The sequence below is a fragment of the Taylorella equigenitalis ATCC 35865 genome (assembly GCF_000276685.1).
Classification (GTDB): domain Bacteria; phylum Pseudomonadota; class Gammaproteobacteria; order Burkholderiales; family Burkholderiaceae_B; genus Taylorella; species Taylorella equigenitalis.
Window position 1 is genome coordinate 1454949 of the sequence record NC_018108.1, and the last position, 19846, is coordinate 1474794.

Annotated in this window: 20 protein-coding genes; 12 read left to right on the plus strand and 8 right to left on the minus strand. The window is 37.1% G+C overall.

The window, feature by feature from the left end; all coding sequences use genetic code 11:
• Positions 1-1014 (minus strand): type I glyceraldehyde-3-phosphate dehydrogenase, encoded by a 1014-nt coding sequence (gene gap / locus KUI_RS06675; RefSeq protein WP_013521534.1) that lies wholly within the window; start codon positions 1012-1014, stop codon positions 1-3.
• Between the two features lie 2 nt (positions 1015-1016).
• Positions 1017-3041, minus strand: a complete 2025-nt coding sequence (tkt, locus tag KUI_RS06680; protein WP_014840580.1) for a transketolase — start codon at positions 3039-3041, stop codon at positions 1017-1019.
• 72 nt (positions 3042-3113) lie between these two features.
• Here tkt and KUI_RS06685 point away from each other — a divergent pair, with 72 nt between their 5' ends.
• Positions 3114-3848: a 16S rRNA (uracil(1498)-N(3))-methyltransferase gene (locus tag KUI_RS06685; protein WP_014840581.1), complete on the plus strand. Its 735-nt coding sequence runs from the start codon at positions 3114-3116 to the stop codon at positions 3846-3848.
• Here the strand turns inward: KUI_RS06685 and KUI_RS06690 are convergent.
• A complete protein-coding gene (locus KUI_RS06690) occupies positions 3829-4308 on the minus strand; it encodes a barstar family protein (RefSeq protein ID WP_013521537.1) in 480 nt (159 codons plus the stop codon). The two genes, KUI_RS06685 and KUI_RS06690, sit on opposite strands and share 20 nt — an antisense overlap.
• Before the next feature lie 87 nt (positions 4309-4395).
• Positions 4396-5295 (minus strand): hypothetical protein, encoded by a 900-nt coding sequence (locus KUI_RS06695; RefSeq protein WP_014840582.1) that lies wholly within the window; start codon positions 5293-5295, stop codon positions 4396-4398.
• Positions 5296-5340: 45 nt separating this feature from the next.
• Between KUI_RS06695 and KUI_RS06700 the strand changes: the two genes are divergently transcribed.
• Positions 5341-6867 carry a UbiD family decarboxylase gene (locus tag KUI_RS06700; RefSeq protein ID WP_014840583.1) on the plus strand — a complete coding sequence of 509 codons (1527 nt, stop codon included), beginning with the start codon at positions 5341-5343 and terminating at the stop codon, positions 6865-6867.
• A 65-nt stretch (positions 6868-6932) separates the two neighbouring features.
• Here KUI_RS06700 and KUI_RS06705 read toward each other — a convergent pair whose 3' ends face one another.
• The 4 genes from KUI_RS06705 to upp form a co-directional block, all read right to left on the minus strand.
• Positions 6933-7250, minus strand: coding sequence for a hypothetical protein (locus KUI_RS06705; protein WP_013521540.1), 318 nt, complete (start codon positions 7248-7250; stop codon positions 6933-6935).
• Positions 7243-7659: a phage holin family protein gene (locus tag KUI_RS06710; protein ID WP_014840584.1), complete on the minus strand. Its 417-nt coding sequence runs from the start codon at positions 7657-7659 to the stop codon at positions 7243-7245. Before KUI_RS06710 ends, KUI_RS06705 begins: the two co-directional genes overlap by 8 nt.
• 63 nt (positions 7660-7722) lie before the next feature.
• The gene (locus KUI_RS06715; protein ID WP_013521542.1) at positions 7723-8040 is read right to left on the minus strand and encodes a DUF883 family protein; all 318 of its coding nucleotides are present in this window, start codon (positions 8038-8040) and stop codon (positions 7723-7725) included.
• A 135-nt stretch (positions 8041-8175) separates the two neighbouring features.
• A complete protein-coding gene (upp, locus tag KUI_RS06720; RefSeq protein ID WP_013521544.1) occupies positions 8176-8814 on the minus strand; it encodes a uracil phosphoribosyltransferase in 639 nt (212 codons plus the stop codon).
• 86 nt (positions 8815-8900) lie between these two features.
• Here upp and queA point away from each other — a divergent pair, with 86 nt between their 5' ends.
• The 10 genes from queA (at position 8901) to lnt (ending at position 19818) form a co-directional block, all read left to right on the plus strand.
• The gene (queA, locus tag KUI_RS06725; RefSeq protein ID WP_013521545.1) at positions 8901-9953 is read left to right on the plus strand and encodes a tRNA preQ1(34) S-adenosylmethionine ribosyltransferase-isomerase QueA; all 1053 of its coding nucleotides are present in this window, start codon (positions 8901-8903) and stop codon (positions 9951-9953) included.
• Positions 9950-11095, plus strand: a complete 1146-nt coding sequence (gene tgt / locus KUI_RS06730) for a tRNA guanosine(34) transglycosylase Tgt (protein ID WP_013521546.1) — start codon at positions 9950-9952, stop codon at positions 11093-11095. The genes queA and tgt overlap by 4 nt, the downstream gene beginning before the upstream one ends.
• Before the next feature lie 53 nt (positions 11096-11148).
• Complete coding sequence (gene yajC, locus KUI_RS06735) at positions 11149-11508, plus strand: preprotein translocase subunit YajC (RefSeq protein WP_013521547.1); 360 nt, start codon at positions 11149-11151, stop codon at positions 11506-11508.
• A 2-nt stretch (positions 11509-11510) separates the two neighbouring features.
• Positions 11511-13400 carry a protein translocase subunit SecD gene (gene secD / locus KUI_RS06740; protein WP_013521548.1) on the plus strand — a complete coding sequence of 630 codons (1890 nt, stop codon included), beginning with the start codon at positions 11511-11513 and terminating at the stop codon, positions 13398-13400.
• A 9-nt stretch (positions 13401-13409) separates the two neighbouring features.
• Entirely contained in the window at positions 13410-14342 is a 933-nt protein-coding gene (gene secF, locus KUI_RS06745) for a protein translocase subunit SecF (RefSeq protein ID WP_014840585.1), read from the plus strand.
• A gap of 3 nt (positions 14343-14345) precedes the next feature.
• Positions 14346-15755, plus strand: a complete 1410-nt coding sequence (miaB, locus tag KUI_RS06750) for a tRNA (N6-isopentenyl adenosine(37)-C2)-methylthiotransferase MiaB (RefSeq protein WP_014840586.1) — start codon at positions 14346-14348, stop codon at positions 15753-15755.
• Positions 15756-15758: 3 nt separating this feature from the next.
• Positions 15759-16787, plus strand: a complete 1029-nt coding sequence (locus KUI_RS06755) for a PhoH family protein (protein ID WP_013521551.1) — start codon at positions 15759-15761, stop codon at positions 16785-16787.
• A 1-nt stretch (position 16788) separates the two neighbouring features.
• Entirely contained in the window at positions 16789-17241 is a 453-nt protein-coding gene (gene ybeY / locus KUI_RS06760) for an rRNA maturation RNase YbeY (RefSeq protein WP_014840587.1), read from the plus strand.
• Between the two features lie 79 nt (positions 17242-17320).
• Entirely contained in the window at positions 17321-18226 is a 906-nt protein-coding gene (locus tag KUI_RS06765; RefSeq protein WP_013521553.1) for an HlyC/CorC family transporter, read from the plus strand.
• Positions 18223-19818, plus strand: a complete 1596-nt coding sequence (gene lnt / locus KUI_RS06770; RefSeq protein WP_013521554.1) for an apolipoprotein N-acyltransferase — start codon at positions 18223-18225, stop codon at positions 19816-19818. The genes KUI_RS06765 and lnt overlap by 4 nt, the downstream gene beginning before the upstream one ends.
• The last annotated feature ends 28 nt before the right edge of the window (positions 19819-19846 follow it).

The window sequence follows — 19846 nt, forward strand, 5'->3', positions numbered from 1 at the left end:
TTATTTTGCCTGCATCATAGCAACAGTAGTATCAAGCATTCGATTAGAAAAACCCCACTCATTATCGTACCAAGATGAGACTTTAACCAAACTACCACTTGAAACTTTTGTTAAAGTTGAATCGTAAATGCTGGAAAAAGTGGAATGGTTAAAGTCGGAAGATACTAATAATTCATCATTAAACCCTAATATACCTTTGAGTTTTCCATTTGATGCTTCTTTTAAAACATTATTAATTTCATCGACAGATGTGTCCTTACTAGCTGAAAAAACTAAATCTACAAGGGACACATTAATTGTAGGAACACGTATAGCATAACCATCTAATTTACCTTGAAGTTCAGGAATAACCAATCCTAAAGCTGAAGCTGCTCCAGTTTTTGTTGGAATCATATTCATAGAAGCACTTCTGGCACGACGCATATCTTTATGTTTTACATCTGTTAGAACTTGGTCGTTGGTATATGCGTGAATTGTAGTCATTAAGCCAGATTCGATACCGATAGCGTCTTGTAGAGGTTTTACTAAGGGTGCTAAACAATTTGTTGTGCATGAAGCATTTGATACTACTGTGTGTTCTTTTTTAAGGGTATCGTGGTTTACTCCGTAAACTATGGTGGCATCTACGTCATTACCACCAGGGGCAGAGATTAGGACTTTTTTTGCTCCCTGATCTAAATGAACTGAGGCTTTAGCTTTAGAGGTAAATACTCCCGTACACTCCATCACTACATCAATACCCAAATCATTCCATGGGAGTTCTTTCACATCACGCGTACTAAATAATTTAATTCTATCTCCATTGATGACAAGATAGTCACCATCTAAGCTGACATCTGCATCGAATCTTCCGTGAGCAGTATCCCACTTAGTTAAGTGACGATTTACATCAGCATCGCCCATAGCGTTTATTGCAACGATTTCTAAATCATGTTTTTTTGCATACTCATAATGAGCTCTAAGGGCCATACGGCCAATGCGACCGTAACCATTTATGGCAACACGAATTGTCATTTTTACTCCTTAATTGAAGTTTTAACTAGTTTTATTAATTTTTCTGATGTGAGACCGAAGTAATTAAAAAGATCGTTAGCAGGGGCTGACTCGCCAAATGAATCTATGCCTAAAACAGCACCGTCAAGCCCTACGTATTTATACCAAGGACCAGTAGTACCCGCTTCAATAACGATTTTAGGAAGTTTTCTAGGTAGTACTTCTTCTTTGTATTCTTCTGACTGCCTATCAAAAACTGTTGTGGAAGGCATGGAAACAACAGTCACAGGAATGCCCTCCTCTTTTAACTGTACTTGTGCATCCATAGCAATTTGTACTTCAGAACCTGTAGCAATAATAATGGCTTTAGGATTAACAATAGCCCTAAGAACATATCCGCCTTTGGATATATTGGATAGACTTTCTTCATCTCTTGCAATAAAAGGTAGATTTTGTCTAGAAAGCAAAAGAGCACTTGGACCATTTCTTGTAACGGCAGAACCCCATGCATAGGCGGTTTCCGTAGTATCGCATGGTCTCCAAACATCAAGATTTGGAATTAATCTAAGGCTCCAAGCATGCTCTATGGATTGGTGTGTAGGTCCATCTTCCCCCACACCTATGGAATCATGAGTAAACACATGAACAACTTTTTGATTCATAAGAGCCGACATGCGGATACCATTTCTGGAATAATCCGAAAACGTTAAAAAAGTGCCACCGAACGGAAGGTATCCACCGTGCAATGAAACTCCATTCATAATGGCCGCCATACCAAATTCTCTAACACCATAATTTATGTGGCGACCAAATGTAATATTACCTGTACCAGATCTCACAGGTTTAGCTTCCGGCCAGCTTGTTAAATTTGATGAGGTTAAATCAGCCGACCCCCCTAACAACTCTGGAAGAATCTCAGCTAATTTTGTAATAACATTTTGAGATGATTTTCTGGTGGCAATAGATTTCTGCTCACCTAAAACTTGTTCTATATAAGTCTTAAATTTAGCTTCGAAGTCGGAAGGCAATTGTCCAGTCATGCGTCGTTCGTACTCATTTGCTAAATCAGGGTACTGAACCTTATAACTAGCCCATACGGAATCCCATACAGCCTGTTGACCAGCTCCTTTAGTAATGTGACTCCATGAATCTAATACATCTTTAGGTACTTCAAAGTCCCCATAATTAATACCAAGAGTTTTCCTAGTTTCTAGGATTTCATCTGAACCAAGAGGAGAACCATGAGCTTTTTCTGACCCTTGAACTTTTGGAGATCCTTTACCAATTACAGTTTTGCATATGATTAGAGTAGGTCCCGTATCTAGTTGACGAGAAAATTCTTGGGCTTTTTTTATAGCTAAATCAACAGCACTAACGTCATGCCCATCAATACCATCTATAACCTGCCAGCCATAAGATTCAAAGCGAAGTTTTGTATTTTCATTAAACCATGGATGTATCTGACCATCAATTGATATGCCGTTACTATCATAAAGAACTATAAGCTTATTTAACTTAAGTGTCCCTGCCAATGAGAAAACCTCATGCGACACACCCTCCATAAGACAACCATCACCAGCAAATGCATATGTAAAATGATCAACTATCTTATGCTCATCTCTATTAAATTCCTGAGCTAGTAAGGCTTCAGATAAGGCGAATCCCACAGCATTTCCGATACCCTGACCTAAAGGACCAGTTGTAGTTTCTACTCCTGGGGTAATCCCAAACTCTGGATGACCAGGAGTTTTTGAGTGAAGCTGCCTAAAATCCTTTAAATCTTCAATGCTCAGACCGTAACCAGTAAGAAAAAGCAATGAGTACAAAAGCATAGAAGCATGACCATTAGATAAAACAAATCTATCCCTGTCATACCATTTTGGGTTAAGTGGATTGTGTTTTAAATTTTTATGCCAAAGGGCAACAGCCATCTCTGCCATACCCATGGGAGCACCTGGATGACCAGAATTAGCTTTTTGGACTGCGTCCATAGTTAATGAACGTATTGCGTTTGCGAGGTATGAATCAGGAACTTGAGGCTTATTCATGAAGTTAATAGTCAATTAGGTCCAAAATAATGCGTATAATTTTAACATTAGGAAAAATCATAACTAATCTTAATGCTAACACCCCGTTTTTTTTATACCCTACCCTTAGAGATTGGCTCTACTATTAAGCTTCCAAAGGATATAACAAACCACGCAGGTCGTTCCCTTAGACTTAAAGAAGGTACAAAAATATCTCTTTTCAGTGGAGATAATACTGAATATCACGGCACGATTTCTTTTAATAGTTCAGATGCTTTTTTTAACGTAGAAGATATCAAAGAAATTTCAAGAGAGCTTCCTTTAAGGATTGGTCTTGCCCAGGGACTTGCAACAGGCGACAAAATGGACTTCATAATAGAAAAAGCCGTAGAAATTGGTGTTAGTGATTTCTACCCTATCATTGCCAAAAGATCAGTACTTAAATTAAATAATGAAAAGCTTGAAAAAAAACTTGCACACTGGAGTCGAATAATTATTTCGGCCTCTGAACAATGTGGCAGAAATAAAATAATGCAATTGCATCAACCACAGGATATAAATGAATTTATACAAAACACAAGTGATTCGCTTTATCTGATTGCCCATCCAGATGCACAATCAAACTTTTTAGGCACGGCTGAAACAGAGGATTTTGATAATTCTATTGTTTTAATAGGACCAGAAGGCGGATGGGACTCTACAGAGTTGGAAAAATTAAGAAAAGAAAATTCAAGATTAATAAGTTTGGGACAGAGGGTACTAAGAACTGAAACAGCAGGGATTGTAACTGTAAGCTACCTAACTGCAATTATTCAGAATCGTCCGTAATATTCCCCGCATATCTCTCAGGCTCTACCCCAGGTTCAGGTGCAGAAAGTTCACCCGCATGGTCAATAAAATATATAAAAGTTTTTTCGTACTTTTTAGCGATGTTACAGGTGTCTTTTAATATTTTGAGAATTTGCTTCGTATCTGCCGATAACTCAGGATCGCCAGTGTGTAATTGGGTAAACCATAACACGTAACCCTCTTTTTGCTCTTCCAAAGTCTCTGACAAACAATCGGCAAACGCATCCAAATCCTTTCCGAAGAAAACTGGATAATCAACTGATTTAGAAACCGCTCTCAATATAGCTGATAGATTTCTAGCACGTGAACAGTCACACTCAAAAAACGCTAAACCTGAATCAACAGCCGCATCGATGATTTCATCTTTAGAATCTAAATAACTAGAAGGTAACTCAGCCGATTTAGACAAAACCTTAGAGAAATCAACTTTTTTATTCATTTAAAGCCTCTGAAAAAGCACTGGAAATTGCAATTTCAAAATTAAATAGCAACTCATGCTATAAGTCAATAGATTGTTAGCAAACTGTCACGTATTTTCGTTGTATTCGTCCTCATATCCAAAAATACCCTCAGGATCCATTAACATTTTAAGATCCAATAAGCTTACTGGATTAATATGAAACTCCCAATCATCTTCGAAAATCGTTTTATTTTTAGGAATTATTTTTTTAGGTGGCAATGCTTTTAAATGAAACCTATTCGCCCATAGATAACAACCTTTTTGCCCTAAAAAAACTCTACCCAAATTTATATCTGTAATTTTTTTATACAGGCTATCAAATCTTAGTTCGTTCGGCCAAAAGCCAGAATCTAACAATTCCACAATTTCACTTGTTTGAGAAATTTTAAAAAGTTCAGGTATACATTTATTAAGAAGTGTATTATTTAATACCGAAGTAGATTCCAAACCGAAAGCCCCTAAGGTTCCCTGTAATTGATTACTAAAAATAGCCTCAACATCAAGCAATCCCGATGTAATGCTGTAATATGGTCGCTCATCGTGGAATATAGGATTATTAAACCACTGCGATAAATTAAGATTTGGAGGAACATATTCAAATTGATGGTACCCGATTCTAAATAAATCACCACACAAACTATTAAATGATGCCATACACTCGCCTTCTGATATTGATATTGGAATTGCTTCCTCAATAACATCAAATATCAAAGAAGACCGCCCTGAGACTGCTTCTTGATCTACTAATTTCTTATATAAGAAAGCCACTTTATGGTCAGAACAAATCCCTAATAGAGTAGGGATTAATTTATTATCCCTTAACTCGATGTAGGCTATATTCAGATTCGAATCAATAATTTTCAAATCACACAAAGTTAATCTCTGGACCCTATGTAAAAACAACTCCCAATCAGTTTTAGGAATTAATCCTTTATGTCCAAACTTAAAAAAATCCCTTCTATGCATGTTTTAATTTAATATAGAGTAATTCCGTGGCAATATTTATATAAGATGCAATACAAAGACTTACGTGACTTTCTAAAACAATTAGAAAAGCGAAATGATTTAAAGAATATTAACACTTCTATTTCTACCAATTTGGAGATAACTGAAATTAGTGACAGGGTGCTACGTAATTCTGGACCTGCTCTTTTATTTAATAGTGTTCTACATAACTCACAAAAATCAAAAATGCCCGTGCTTACAAATTTATTTGGGACACCTGACCGTGTAGCATGGGGTATGGGAGCCGAAGATCTAGGAGCTTTAAGAGATGTGGGTTTATTACTATCGGAGCTTAAGGAACCACAGGCACCTTCAGGACTTAAAGATGCTTTCAGCAAAGTCTCCATGCTCAAATCAGCCTTATGGGATATGCAAGCCAAAAAGGTGTCCAAGCCTGCATGTCAGGAGATAATCTTAGAAGGAAACCAGGTTAATTTAGAAGATTTACCTATACAAAAATGCTGGCCTGGGGATATTGCTCCATTAATCACTTGGGGACTGGTTATTACAAAAGGACCTCGTGCTAAAAGACAGAATATAGGAATATACAGACAGCAATTATTAGGTCCAAATAAATTAATCATGCGATGGCTGGATCATAGAGGTGGTGCTCTAGATTTCAGAGATTTTAGAATTGCTAAACCAGGTCAACCCTTTCCGATTAGCGTTGCAATTGGAGCTGATCCAGCAACTATACTAGCCGCAGTAACTCCTATTCCAGACAGTCTTTCGGAATATCAATTCGCCGGCCTCCTAAGAGGCTCCAGAACAGAACTCGCCAAATCCGTTGGCAATGACCTTCAAGTCCCCGCATCCGCAGAAATTGTACTTGAAGGTCATATATTGCCAACCACTCACCCCAAAGCAGATTCCCAATTCATACGGGATGGCTTCGAATACGAAATGGCACTAGAAGGTCCCTATGGCGACCACACAGGGTATTACAATGAGCAAGAATGGTTTCCAGTATTCACTATTGACAGAATTACTATGAGAGAAAATCCTATCTACCATAGTACCCATACAGGCAAACCTCCTGATGAACCTGCTGTCCTCGGTCTTGCCCTAAACGAGGTATTTATCCCATTGCTTCAAAAAACATTCCCCGAGATTGTAGATTTTTATTTGCCGCCTGAGGGATGTAGTTATAGGGTAGCCGTAGTTTCTATTAGAAAGCAATATGCTGGACACGCTAAAAGAGTGATGTTTGGCATATGGAGCGTTTTACGTCAATTTATGTATACCAAATTTATTATTGTCGTGGATGAAGGTGTTGACATACGAGATTGGAAAGAAGTTATTTGGGCAGTGAGTACACGCATGGACCCTGTTAGAGATATAGTTCAAGTTAAAAATACACCCATTGATTATTTAGATTTCGCTTCTCCAGTATCTGGTCTGGGAGGTAAACTCGGTATGGATGCAACTAATAAGTGGTCTGGAGAAACAGATAGAGAATGGGGTATCCCAATTACTATGGATAAATCTATTAAAGAAAAAATAGATAACCTATGGTCAGAAATGTTTGGTTAAATATTTCTATCCAAATAAAAACGCTCCATCTAGAAGCGTTTTGTACGGTATTATGTAGCGTTTTACTATCTAAATCTTTTGGTGATAAACCAAGTGGCTAAACCCAAGGCTACGTTTCTTAATAGACGATTTTTAGTTTTAGTCATACCCAACAAACCCTTAGCGATTACTAAGCTAAGTCGTGGATTTCTACCTAACCAACTAAAAGTTCTAGGTGCATCTGGAAGTGCTCCAGTGACTAAACTACGACCCTTAGACATAACATAATTAGTTAATACTTCAGGATCTAAATCATCTCTAAGTTTATAAAACCCATTAACCAATTGACGACGATCGATACTAGCTTGAACCTGTAGGGCATCAAGTTTAGATTTGTTATCCATTTATCTTACCTCCGTCAGAGTTAAGAATATCCATAGAAGTAGGAAATTCAGGATGGTCTTTGAAGTACTCAGCATCCTCTTTAAGAGTTTTAATTGTATACTCAAACGCAGGAGCTTTTAACTGTGCACTAGCTCTAGCAACCGCAAGATATGCAATCACTAAATATATAAGTGGTAATAGACAAACAACCCAATATCTGTACTCTGTCTCCCAAGTTAAAAAGATTATGGAGAAAGATAAAAGAGCAAGCCCTAATAAAGCGAATATAACTGCTGCAACTCCCCAAATAATAGCTTGAGTGTATTGTGCTCTAGCTTGAGAAAGTTCTACACCGAAAATCTTACCCCTCGTTTCTGAGTAGGTTACGAAGCTATTAATAAGCTGGGCAACGGTTTGTCTTAAATTCATATAAATAAAATTTTTTAAGTAAGAAAAGCAAGTGGGAGATCCCACTTGCGAGGAACGTAAAAATTATTTACGACCGATGATGATACCTAGAAGTAGAGCAGCTACACCTACAGTACCAACTGCACGCCAAGGATTTTCTTGTACGTAGTCTTCAGTTTTCTTAACTGCTTCACGAGTAGTATCAACTACTTTTTGTTTACCTTCTTCGAAAGCAGATTGAGCATTACATAAAAGATCTTTTACTTTAGAACGGATTTCTTCAGCTTTTTTACCAGTTTCTTTAGTAGCGTCTTTTAGTAAACTTTCAGCATCGGCTACAGTTTTACGTAACGCTTCTAACATTTCTTCTTCAGTTTTGCTCACATCGTTTTTAGATAACATGAATATTCTCCTAATAGTAAGTGGTGCTAAAACACCTTTAAAATCAAATAATAACTCTAAAATTGAAAATAATTATGACAAAATTCTTATTAATGTTACGGACTATGACCGTTTATAGTCATGAAACTCTAGACATTAATCCTCTTTTTGACGAGTGCCGAAAATCCTATCTCCCGCATCGCCTAGACCTGGGATGATATAACCGTCGCTATTTAATTTTTCATCTATGGAAGCTGTAAATATATCTATATCTGGGTGCTTACTTAAAACTTTCTCAATCCCCTCAGGAGCACTTACTAAGGTTAAAACTCGTATCTCCTTACAACCCATCGCTTTGAGCATATCGATGGCAGCAATTAGGGTTCCACCAGTAGCCAACATGGGATCGATAATTAAAGCAAATCTTTGATCTAAATCTCCTACTAATTTTTTTAGGTAGGTGGCTGCTTCTAACGTTTCTTCATTTCTGGCAATGCCAATTGCTGAAACTTTTGCACTTGGAATTAAACTTAAAACACCATTAAGCATACCAATGCCTGCTCTAAGGATGGGAACTACAGTGACTTTTTTACCAGCTAGCTTTTGAGTTTTAACTGGTCCACACCAACCTGAAACCTCGCAATCCTCAAGTAAACAATCTCTAGTCGCTTCGTATGTTAGGAGAATTGCGATTTCTTCAGCTAATTCACGAAAGCTTTTAGTGTCTAGATCTACATTACGCATCAACCCAATTTTGTGCTGAACTAAAGGGTGTTTGATTTCATGAATTGGCATTGAAAAGTCCTCTAGAAAATTTGAGGTATTTTATCACGACCTAGCCAGTCTTCTAATTTATAATTTAGGATTAAATAAGGTAAAAAATGACCACAAAAGAATTAACTAAGGAAGATTTTTTCTACGAACTTCCAGCTGATAGAATTGCCCAAAGACCTACCGAAAAAAGAACTGAAAGTAAACTTTTACATGTTGGGGCCGATGGATCGTGGGATGATTTAACATTTCCACAAATAAAAAATTTACTTAAAAAGGATGATTTATTAATTTTTAATGATACTCGAGTCATTAAAGCTAGATTATTCGGACAAAAGTCAACTGGCGGAAAAATAGAATGTCTTATTGAAAGAGTTATCGCTCCAAAATGTGCTATTGTTCACTTAAGATTTAGTAAAAGACCACAGTCGGGTTCTCAATTATTTTTTAATGAAGGGATAACCGCTACTGTTATAGATCAATCAGTAGATGAATTTACATTAGAATTTTCTGAACCAGTTATGGATGTACTTGATCATATAGGACAACTCCCTCTCCCGCCTTATATTAAGCATAATCCAGATGATTTTGATTATGAGCGATATCAAACCGTATACGCAAAAAGCGAAGGGGCGATAGCTGCACCAACTGCGGGTTTACACTTTGATAATAATCTTATTAACGAATTAACTGACATGGGTATTCAGAAATCAATGGTTACCCTGCATGTTGGTTCAGGTACATTTAAGCCAGTTGTGACCAGCAATCTTAAAGATCACATTATGCATTCTGAATGGTTTGAAGTCACGGAGGAGACTTGTGAATCTATATCAAGATGTCGTCGCAATGGTGGACGTGTCATTGCAGTTGGTACTACTAGTGTTAGGGCGATTGAATCTGCTGCCACTCTTGCAGGATTATCTGAAAAAGGTGTGCCATTGCCATACACTGGCGATACTAAATTATTTATAACTCCAGGATATAAGCCTTTAGTTATAGATGGGATGATTACCAACTTTCACCTTCCGGAATCAACATTATTAATGCTAGTAGCTAGTTGGATGGGATTTGAAACCATGCACAAAATCTATAAACATGCGGTAGAAGCTAATTACCGATTTTTTAGCTATGGTGATGCGATGTACATAGAGCCTAAATCATGATTGATAGTAAATTTAAATTCGAAGTTTTACAGACTCAAGGAAAAGCAAGACGAGCTTCATTGACTCTAAATCATGGAACCGTTCAAACTCCAATGTTTATGCCTGTAGGGACCTATGGGTGCGTAAAGGCTATGTTGCCAGCTGATTTAAAGGAAGTTGGTTCTCAAGTAATTTTAGGAAATACATTTCATCTTTGGCTTAGACCAGGTATAGAAGTTATTGAGAAACATGGTGGTCTTCATGGTTTTATGAATTGGGACCAGCCGATATTAACAGACTCAGGAGGTTTTCAGGTATTTAGCCTATCAGACCTTAGAAGCAAAATCAAAGAAGAAGGTGTCAAATTTTCATCTCCAATTGATGGTGCAAAACTTTTTCTAACTCCTGAAGAATCTATGAGAATTCAAAAATCATTAAACTCCGATATAGTTATGGTTTTTGATGAATGTACACCTTACATAATTAAAGATAGACCTGCCACTCATGAAGAGGCTGCAAAATCTATGCGAATGTCGTTAAGGTGGGCTCGTAGATCTAAAGATGCCTTTGAAAAACTTAATAATCCAAATGCATTATTTGGAATTGTTCAAGGTGGGATGTTTGATGATCTTAGGATTGAGTCTTTAAAAGGTCTAACAGATATAGGATTTCACGGATATGCAATTGGTGGCTTATCAGTTGGAGAACCAAAAGAAGAGATGAACAGAATAATTGAGTTTTTAGCTCATCAACTACCTGCTGATGCACCTAGATACCTTATGGGAGTTGGAACTCCCGAAGATTTAGTTTACGGAGTGGCTCAGGGTATTGACATGTTTGATTGCGTAATGCCTACTAGAAATGCTCGCAATGGGACTTTGTTTACTCGTTATGGTGATTTAAAAATTCGTAATGCCCGATACAAAGATGACATGAGGCCAGTAGACGATTCATTGCCACCAAACACTAGTAGCAAATTTACACGCTCTTATCTGCATCATCTACAAAAAACCAATGAGATAAGTGGTGCTCGTCTCAATACAATACACAATTTAATGTTCTATTTACACATTATGAAAGAGATGAGAGAAGCACTAGAAAAAGGTTCATTTTTGGAGTGGGTTGCTAAATTCCACGAAGACAGAGCCCGAGGCATTGAATAATTACAAAAAGGCTACAATATAAGGCTAACAATATAAAAATAACGGAGTTTTTAATGTTCACAGATTTGTTAATTGCTACTTTAAACCAAGCAGCAACAGCACCAGCAGCCACTAATCAATCGTTAGCAGGTACGATAACTGGTCTACTTCCAATGATACTTATGTTTGGTGTTTTATGGTTTTTATTAGTAAGACCTCAGATGAAACGCCAAAAAGAACATCGCAAAATGGTTGAAACGTTAGCTGTGGGTAACGAAGTAATTACAACTGGAGGAATTTTAGGAAAGATCACTCACCTAACTGATAATTACATCACTTTAGATATAAGCAAAAGTGACCAAGTTGTAGAAATTCTACTTCAAAGAGTGGCTATAGCCGCAGTACTTCCTAAAGGCACAATAAAAGATCTATAAGAATGAATCGATACCCTCTCTGGAAATATTTAATTGTCTTAGTTGCTTTAATTTTTGGCTTGACTTATACATTGCCAAATATATTTGGGCAAACGGTTGCTGTACAGATTTCAAGCTTAAACGTAACCAAAAAAGTTGATGCGAATCTTCTTAGTTTTGCTGAGCAAACATTAAAACAAGCCAACATACCATTTGAAAATTCTCAAATTCAAGCTAATGGTCCTAATAACACTATTAGGATTAGGTTTAATAGTCCAAATGAGCAAATTCAAGCTAGGGGCATTCTTGAGAGGGCTCTTAATCCCAATCCAGAAGAACCAAATTATGTTGTTGCTCTAAATTTACTTTCTGCGACTCCAAGTTGGTTGCAATCTTTAGGTGCTAATCCTATGGCTTTAGGTTTGGACCTCCGTGGGGGTGTACACTTCCTTCTTCAAGTTGATATGAAGGGTGCACTAAAATCAAGATACAACTCTTTAAATACCGAACTAAGGACTTTGTTTAGGGATAGTAAAATCACCGCTGAATCCATTCAATTAGAGGGTTCTACGATTACTGCTCTTTTCTCTAACGAAAAAGATGCAAACAAGGCAAAAGATGTTATTCGTCAAAGGCTTCCTGAGTTAACTACGCAATATGCAGAACAAAATGGCAAGCATGTTTTAACCAGTACCATTGCTCCAAACGAAGTTTCACGCGTTCAAGACACGGCTTTAAAACAAAATATAGTCACACTTCATAATAGGATTAATGAATTAGGTGTGGCAGAACCCATCATTCAACAACAAGGTAATGATAGGATAGTAGTTCAATTACCAGGCGTACAGGATATTGCAAAGGCAAAAGACATTTTAGGTAGGACAGCTACACTTGAATTACGATTAGTAGATGATAGTCCTACTGCATTAGCTTCTTTGGCTTCTGGTGTGGTTCCCTTTGGACTTGAAAAATTCAAGGGTACTGATGGACGTGACATTTTATTAAGAAGACAAGTCATTCTAACTGGTGAGAATCTTGAAGATGCTCAAGCTGGTCTTGATCCAAATGACAACTCACCTGCAGTTAATTTATCTCTTGATAGCAAGGGTTCGCGTATATTTAGAGATGTGACTCGCGATAATATTAATAAAAGAATGGCTATTGTTCTTTTTGAAAAAGGTAAAGGACAAGTAGTTACATCACCAACTATTAGATCCGAAATCCCCAACGGTCAAGTTATGATTTCAGGTCATATGACTTCTACTGAAGCTGCCGATATTGCATTGCTATTACGTGCAGGTTCTTTAGCTGCTCCAATGAGTATCATTGAAGAGCGTACTATCGGCCCTAGCCTAGGCGAAGATAATATTAAAAAAGGATTCAGATCAACATGGGTAGGATTTGTATTAATCGCCCTGTTTATGATTTTGTATTACCGTTTGATAGGCGTATTTTCCACTCTAGGACTAGCATTTAACGTATTACTACTGTTAGCAGTTTTATCACTAATTCAAGCAACCTTAACATTGCCAGGTATCGCGGCTATTGCTTTAACTCTGGGTATGGCTATTGACGCTAATGTACTTATTAATGAGCGCATACGCGAAGAATTACGCGAAGGTGTTAACCCACAACAGGCTATAAATATAGGTTTTGAAAAAGCATGGGCAACTATTTTTGACTCTAACATAACCTCATTAATTGTTGGTATTGCACTTTTAGCATTTAGTGGACCTGGACCTATACGTGGATTTGCTGTAGTTCACGTTTTAGGAATTTTGACTTCGATGTTCTCTGCAGTTGTTGGGGTTAGAGCTTTAGTTAATCTGTGGTATGGACGTAAGAAAAAACTTAAAAACATTTCCATCGGTACTGTATGGAAACCTAAAACTTCAAAAGAACTAAAAGCTTAGGGGACTATCATGGAATTTTTTAAAATTAATAAAACAATCCCCTTTATGAAACATGCGCTGATCTTAAATATGATCAGCCTAATTCTGTTTTTATTGGCGGTGTTTTTTATTGCCACTAAAGGATTTAATCTTTCAATTGAATTTACTGGTGGTACTTTAGTTGAAGCTAAATACGACAAGCCTGCGAATCTTGAATCCATCCGTAAATCAATAAGTGGGTTGTATTCAGACTACCAGGTACAAAATTTTGGATCTGCTGAGGATGTTTTAATACGTCTACCTATAGTAGAGGGCAAAAATACTGCTCAACAAAGTGAAGAAATTTTAAGTGCACTCAAAGCACAAGACCCTTCAGTTCAATTAACTCGTGTGGAATTTGTAGGACCTCAAATTGGTAACGAACTATATACCAACGGACTTCTTGCCTTCTTTTTTGTAATCGTGGGCATCTGCTTATATTTAGCGTTCCGATTTGAGTGGAAGTTCTCTATATCAGGAGTAGTGGCCAACGTCCATGACGTTATTATTATCCTTGGGTTTTTTGCATTTTTTCAGTGGGAATTTTCACTAACAGTATTGGCAGCTATACTTGCAGTACTGGGATACTCCGTTAACGAATCAGTAGTGGTTATGGATAGGATTAGAGAGAATTTCCGCAAACAGCGAAATTCCTCTGTAAAAGAGATAATTAATAGCTCCATTACTCAAACCATTTCTAGGACTATTATTACCCATGGTTCTACGCAAATAATGGTGCTTGCTATGTATTTCCTAGGTGGACCATCTCTCCATTATTTTGCATTGGCTTTAACAATTGGTATTTGGTTTGGTATTTATTCATCGATTTTCGTTGCAGCCGCTGTGGCAATGTGGCTTGGCATCAAACGAGAAGATATGGTTAAGCCAGTTAAAAAGCAAACAGAAGAGCAATTAACTCCATAATTTATGCAAGAAGTTAGTCTTAAAAGAAAGCCTGATAATCAGTCGGCTTCTCAATTCATTGATGAGAAGCCGATACATTTTCCTGCTGGTGCTAAAAAGTTATATATCAAAACTTTTGGCTGCCAGATGAATGAGTATGACTCTGAGAAAATGGCTGATGTGCTTCATGCAGAAAAAGGATTAGAACTCACAGATAATCCCGAAGATGCTGATGTTATATTGCTTAACACTTGCTCAATTAGGGAAAAATCACAAGAAAAGGTTTTCTCAGATTTAGGTCGGATAAATCTTCTTAAAAAGAAAAAGCCTGAACTACTTATAGGTGTAGGCGGATGCGTTGCTAGCCAAGAAGGAGCAACCATACTTCAAAGAGCCCCGTACGTAGATATTATTTTTGGTCCGCAAACTTTACATCGTTTGCCAGAATTAATTGAACAAAAGGAATCTTCTGGACGAGCTCAAGTTGACGTATCGTTTCCAGAAATTGAAAAATTTGATCATCTTCCTCCAGCTAGAATTAATGGGCCAACTGCATTTGTCTCCATAATGGAGGGTTGTAGCAAATATTGTTCATATTGTGTGGTCCCATACACTCGTGGAGAAGAAATATCTAGACCTCTAGAGGATGTATTGATTGAAGTTGCAGATTTAGCTGACCAAGGTGTAAAAGAAATTAATCTTTTAGGGCAAAACGTAAATGCATATAGAGGCACTGTTGGCGAGGATGGAGAAATTGCAGACTTTGCCATGTTGCTTGAGTTAATACATGATATACCTGGTGTGGAGAGGATTCGTTATATAACTTCACATCCTAAGGAAATGACAAAAAGGCTAATTGAAGCTCACGCAAAACTACCTAAACTAGTTCCCTTTTTGCATTTGCCTGTACAAGCTGGAAGCGATAGAGTTTTAGCAGCCATGAAGCGTGGCTATACATCATTGGAATATAAATCAGTTGTTAGAAGTCTTTATAAAGCCCGACCAGGTCTTACTCTTTCTTCTGATTTCATTGTTGGTTTTCCAGGAGAGACGGAAGATGATTTTGAGGCGACGCTTAAACTTATTAAAGATTTAAACATAGACACTTCATTTTCATTTATATACTCTAGAAGACCTGGAACTCCAGCTGCTGATCTTCCTGATGATACTCCATATGAAGTAAAACTTGATAGGCTTCAAAGGCTTCAAGCCCTAGTTAACAAACAAGCTAAAGAATTTAGCGAAAAAATGTTAGGCACAGAACAAATTATTCTAGTTGAAGGATTTTCTAAAAGAGATTCTAATGAACTGATGGGCAGAACCGAAAATAATCGTATTGTTAACTTTAAGGGTAGCGAAAATTTAATAGGTCAAATGGTACCTGTCAGAATTACTGAGGTTTATACTAATTCACTCAGAGGGGAGTTGGTTTAAATCATGGCTAAAAGCATTAATATTACTCTAGAGGGCGACAATACCCATTTAGCAAATTTTATGGGTCCCCTAGATGAAAATTTAATGCAAATTGGATCGGCATTTAATGTTAAGGTTTCCCGCACGGGTAATAAAGTCACAGTTACGGGTGAATTTGCCGATGAATGCAAAAAGGTTATCGAAAAATTCTTTAGATTTGCACGACATAAACCTCTAGATTTAGAAGAGGTTCAACTCGGATTGGTAGAAGAAATTAATTCCAATCCAAATATTCCTGTTAGTGATAGCAATTTCTCTAATTACTATGATGAAGAAATTGAAGATACTTCTACCGAACTTTCTATCACAGATGAAAATGAACTTTATTTCTTAAGAACTAGAAAAAAAGATCTTAAGCCTAGAACCCCCAGACAAAAAGAGTATATCCACAAAATTCTTCATAACGATATAAGTTTTGGTGTCGGTCCTGCTGGTACGGGCAAGACTTGGCTAGCCGTTGCCTGTGCAGTGGATGCATTAGAAAGAGATCAGGTTGAGAGAATCATTTTAACTAGACCTGCTGTTGAGGCTGGAGAAAGACTTGGATTTTTACCTGGCGATCTCACTAGCAAAGTTGACCCCTACCTTAGACCGCTTTATGATGCCCTTTACGATTTAATGGGCTTTGATAAAGTACAAAAACTTTTTGAAAAACAAATTATAGAAATTGCTCCACTAGCATATATGCGAGGTAGAACACTAAATAGAGCATTTGTGATTTTGGATGAAGCACAGAATACATTGCCAGAGCAGATGAAGATGTTCCTCACACGTATAGGATTTGGTAGTAAAGCCGTTATTACTGGAGATCCCAGTCAAGTTGACCTTCAGAGAGGTCAAAGAAGCGGACTTACTCATGCTTTGGGTGTTCTTAAAAAAGTTGAAGGCATTACATTTACACATTTCTCTAGTAGAGATGTTGTTCGTCACCATTTAGTTGCACGTATTGTGGAAGCTTATGCCTACCACGAGAAGTACAAATCTGATAAATAAAATGCTTAAACTCACTGTTCAATATGTAGAACCTTTTGAAGAACTTCCAAGACAAACCCTTAGAACATGGGCTTTAGCAGCTGTTAAAAGAGCTCATGAATTTGTTGAATTTGATTCTGCAGAATTAAATCTTCGTTTTGTAGGACCTGAGGAAGCTCGCAATTTAAATTCCGTTTATAGAAAAAAAGAATATGTCCCTAACATACTAACCTTCGATTATGGTGTAGATGCACTTGATGTTTTGAGGGCTGACATTATCATATGCAAAGATATTCTTTTAAAAGAGGCGTTAGATCAAGGTAAAAGTATTAAACAACACGCCTGCCATTTAGTAGTACATGGTGTACTTCATGCTTGTGGATTTGATCATATGGATGAAGAGTCAGCAATAGAAATGGAAAGCTTAGAGGCTGAAATCGTACAATCCTTTGGATTTCCACATCCTTATATTTAGATTCAATTTTTTGCGTTTTTTCCCAAATATCATTCATTTTGGGTTATTCTAAGATTTCCTTTAACTCGACGTCAAAGAGATGTCAACTGAACCATATCCGTCGCGTTTGCGAAATCAAAATCAAATCCACCGCTCTTTCGGTAGGCGCATAATTCAAAAATTCAAAGGTCTATTTAGTCTTCAGCATGAACCAGAAGATAGAGAAGATATTCACGAAATCCTTAATCTAGCAAATAAGCGGGCAATTATCGATGATCACACGCTTAAGATGATGATAGGATCTATTTCATTTTCAGAAATGATGGCTAACGATATTATGGTATCTAGGTCAAAAATGGATGTCATAGATATAAATCGTCCTCTCCCTGATATTGTGAGATATATAAATGAAACTTCTCATTCTAGATTTCCTGTATTCGATGGAGATAGAGATAATATTATCGGCATACTTTTAGCTAAGGATCTACTTAGATACTTTAATACTAAAAATCAAGTTATACGTGGACTTATAAGACCTGCTCTATTTGTCCCAGAGACGATTTTGCTAGGTAAACTCCTTCAAGAATTTAAGTCTACACGCAATCATATTGCCATAGTAGTTGATGAATATGGAAGTATTACAGGTTTGGTCACTATGGAGGACGTATTAGAGCAAATTGTCGGTGATATTGAGGATGAATTCGATGAGGAAGTTGAACAAACAATTTTCGCTGAGACCGATCACAGTTGGCGCGTAAAGGGTACAAGTGAAATTAAGCACTTAAATGAGATCTTAGGTTGTGATCTTCCAGATGACAATTACGAAACTCTTGGAGGATTACTTGCATCCGAGCTAGATGAAATCCCTAAACGTAATGATATTTATCAGTATAAAGACCTGAAATTCAAAGTTCTTAAGGCGGATGAAAAACAAGCCTTATGGATTCACGTACGTCGAGTTCCTATATTGCACGAATCTGATTCCGATGTATTAGAAAACTCATGAAATTTTTAATTTTATTTTTTCTTGGAGCACTTCATGCTCAAAGTTTTTCAGCTGGCATAATTCCTGAATTTGCATTAGCCCCATTGCAACTCATAACTTTCACTATAGCTACGATTCTAATTTTTTATGGCACTTCGAAGACTTACCTTAAGGCATTTACTTTTGGGTTAGCTCATTTTGCCTTTGGGCTTTATTGGATTTATAACAGCGTTCATGGATTTGGATATATTCATCCAATTATCTCATGGTCTATTGTTTTAGCATTTGCGGCATTTTTGGCATTATTTCCTGTTTTAGCTATTTTTATTTTCCGTAAAGTTCAAGGGTTAAATTTTGTCGGTTTCAAAGCACCCATTATTTTCTCAGCCTCATGGACAGCTGCTGAACTTTTAAGAGGTTATCTTCTAACTGGATTTCCTTGGCTTAACTTGGCCTATGCCCACGCACAAAGCCCTATAGGTGCATGGGCTCCTGTTTTAGGGTCATATGGTATGACTTTTATGGCCACTTTGCTTTCGGGGTTTGTTTCACTTTGGGTCCTAAGAAAAAATATACGTAAAGAAGTACGATTTGCTCAATTTGGAATTATTGCAATTTTGGTTTCGTGCATAGGTTTAAAATCTATAGATTGGTCTAAACCCTATGGGGGGCTAACTTCAATTCGCCTTGTTCAGAGCAATATTGTTCAAGATCTTAAATACAACCCTTTAAAATTAAATACAATTTTAGATCGCAATATAGAGTTGGCAATGCTTCCTGCAGGAGACAGCAATCAACCTCCTGAGTTGGTACTATTTTCAGAGACTATATTGCCATCAACACAAAGATCAATCCCTTTAAGTTTCTGGACCAGAATTTTAACTTTAGCCCATCAAAATGAAGCACAATTTATTCTAGGAATTAACCACGAGACCGACAGCCAAACCACTGAAAACCAATTAGATTACCCCTACGATTTACACAATACACTTTTACTAATAAATAAAGATACAGATGTCAATTCACTTTATGATACAAGTGTGCATAACAATCTAATTAAATACGATAAAAAACATTTAGTGCCGTTTGGAGAGATGGTTCCTAGTTATGTTCGTTGGTTTGTGAATTTGATCGGCCTGCCATTTATTGATTTCAAATCAGGCTCTGATAGGCAAAATAATTTTTCAATAAATGGACAATATGTAGCCCCGAATATTTGCTATGAAGACATATTTGGAAGTGAATTGCTTCCTTCCTTGTTCAGTCATGAAGGCAACCCAGGAGCTACGATTTTATATAACGCATCAAACCTTATGTGGTTTGGCAATAGTTCAGCACTCGGACAACATTTAGAAATGTCTAAAGTTAGAGCTCGTGAAACATCAAGACCTATAGTTAGGGCCACAAATACAGGAGCAACAGCACATATCAGTCACGAAGGTAAAGTTTTAGCCTCGCTACCTTACGAGACCACAGGTGTCCTGGATGTTCTTGTGCAAGGCAGAACTGGCTTAACTCTTTATGCACGCATTAGTGACTGGGGAATATTAGTCCTAGTATTAGGAATATTGCTTATTGGTTTGCTTTACCGAAAAACGACAAACGAAAAATAATTAAGTCAAATTCTTTACAAGCCTAATT

What these genes read in the sequence shown, in the direction of transcription:
- gap (WP_013521534.1), bottom strand. Translation starts at nt 1,014, where the DNA reads ATGACAATTCGTGTTGCCATAAATGGTTACGGTCGCATTGGCCGTATG.
- tkt (WP_014840580.1), bottom strand. Translation starts at nt 3,041, where the DNA reads ATGAATAAGCCTCAAGTTCCTGATTCATACCTCGCAAACGCAATACGT.
- KUI_RS06685 (WP_014840581.1), top strand. Translation starts at nt 3,114, where the DNA reads ATGCTAACACCCCGTTTTTTTTATACCCTACCCTTAGAGATTGGCTCT.
- KUI_RS06690 (WP_013521537.1), bottom strand. Translation starts at nt 4,308, where the DNA reads ATGAATAAAAAAGTTGATTTCTCTAAGGTTTTGTCTAAATCGGCTGAG.
- KUI_RS06695 (WP_014840582.1), bottom strand. Translation starts at nt 5,295, where the DNA reads ATGCATAGAAGGGATTTTTTTAAGTTTGGACATAAAGGATTAATTCCT.
- KUI_RS06700 (WP_014840583.1), top strand. Translation starts at nt 5,341, where the DNA reads ATGCAATACAAAGACTTACGTGACTTTCTAAAACAATTAGAAAAGCGA.
- KUI_RS06705 (WP_013521540.1), bottom strand. Translation starts at nt 7,250, where the DNA reads ATGGATAACAAATCTAAACTTGATGCCCTACAGGTTCAAGCTAGTATC.
- KUI_RS06710 (WP_014840584.1), bottom strand. Translation starts at nt 7,659, where the DNA reads ATGAATTTAAGACAAACCGTTGCCCAGCTTATTAATAGCTTCGTAACC.
- KUI_RS06715 (WP_013521542.1), bottom strand. Translation starts at nt 8,040, where the DNA reads ATGTTATCTAAAAACGATGTGAGCAAAACTGAAGAAGAAATGTTAGAA.
- upp (WP_013521544.1), bottom strand. Translation starts at nt 8,814, where the DNA reads ATGCCAATTCATGAAATCAAACACCCTTTAGTTCAGCACAAAATTGGG.
- queA (WP_013521545.1), top strand. Translation starts at nt 8,901, where the DNA reads ATGACCACAAAAGAATTAACTAAGGAAGATTTTTTCTACGAACTTCCA.
- tgt (WP_013521546.1), top strand. Translation starts at nt 9,950, where the DNA reads ATGATTGATAGTAAATTTAAATTCGAAGTTTTACAGACTCAAGGAAAA.
- yajC (WP_013521547.1), top strand. Translation starts at nt 11,149, where the DNA reads ATGTTCACAGATTTGTTAATTGCTACTTTAAACCAAGCAGCAACAGCA.
- secD (WP_013521548.1), top strand. Translation starts at nt 11,511, where the DNA reads ATGAATCGATACCCTCTCTGGAAATATTTAATTGTCTTAGTTGCTTTA.
- secF (WP_014840585.1), top strand. Translation starts at nt 13,410, where the DNA reads ATGGAATTTTTTAAAATTAATAAAACAATCCCCTTTATGAAACATGCG.
- miaB (WP_014840586.1), top strand. Translation starts at nt 14,346, where the DNA reads ATGCAAGAAGTTAGTCTTAAAAGAAAGCCTGATAATCAGTCGGCTTCT.
- KUI_RS06755 (WP_013521551.1), top strand. Translation starts at nt 15,759, where the DNA reads ATGGCTAAAAGCATTAATATTACTCTAGAGGGCGACAATACCCATTTA.
- ybeY (WP_014840587.1), top strand. Translation starts at nt 16,789, where the DNA reads ATGCTTAAACTCACTGTTCAATATGTAGAACCTTTTGAAGAACTTCCA.
- KUI_RS06765 (WP_013521553.1), top strand. Translation starts at nt 17,321, where the DNA reads ATGTCAACTGAACCATATCCGTCGCGTTTGCGAAATCAAAATCAAATC.
- lnt (WP_013521554.1), top strand. Translation starts at nt 18,223, where the DNA reads ATGAAATTTTTAATTTTATTTTTTCTTGGAGCACTTCATGCTCAAAGT.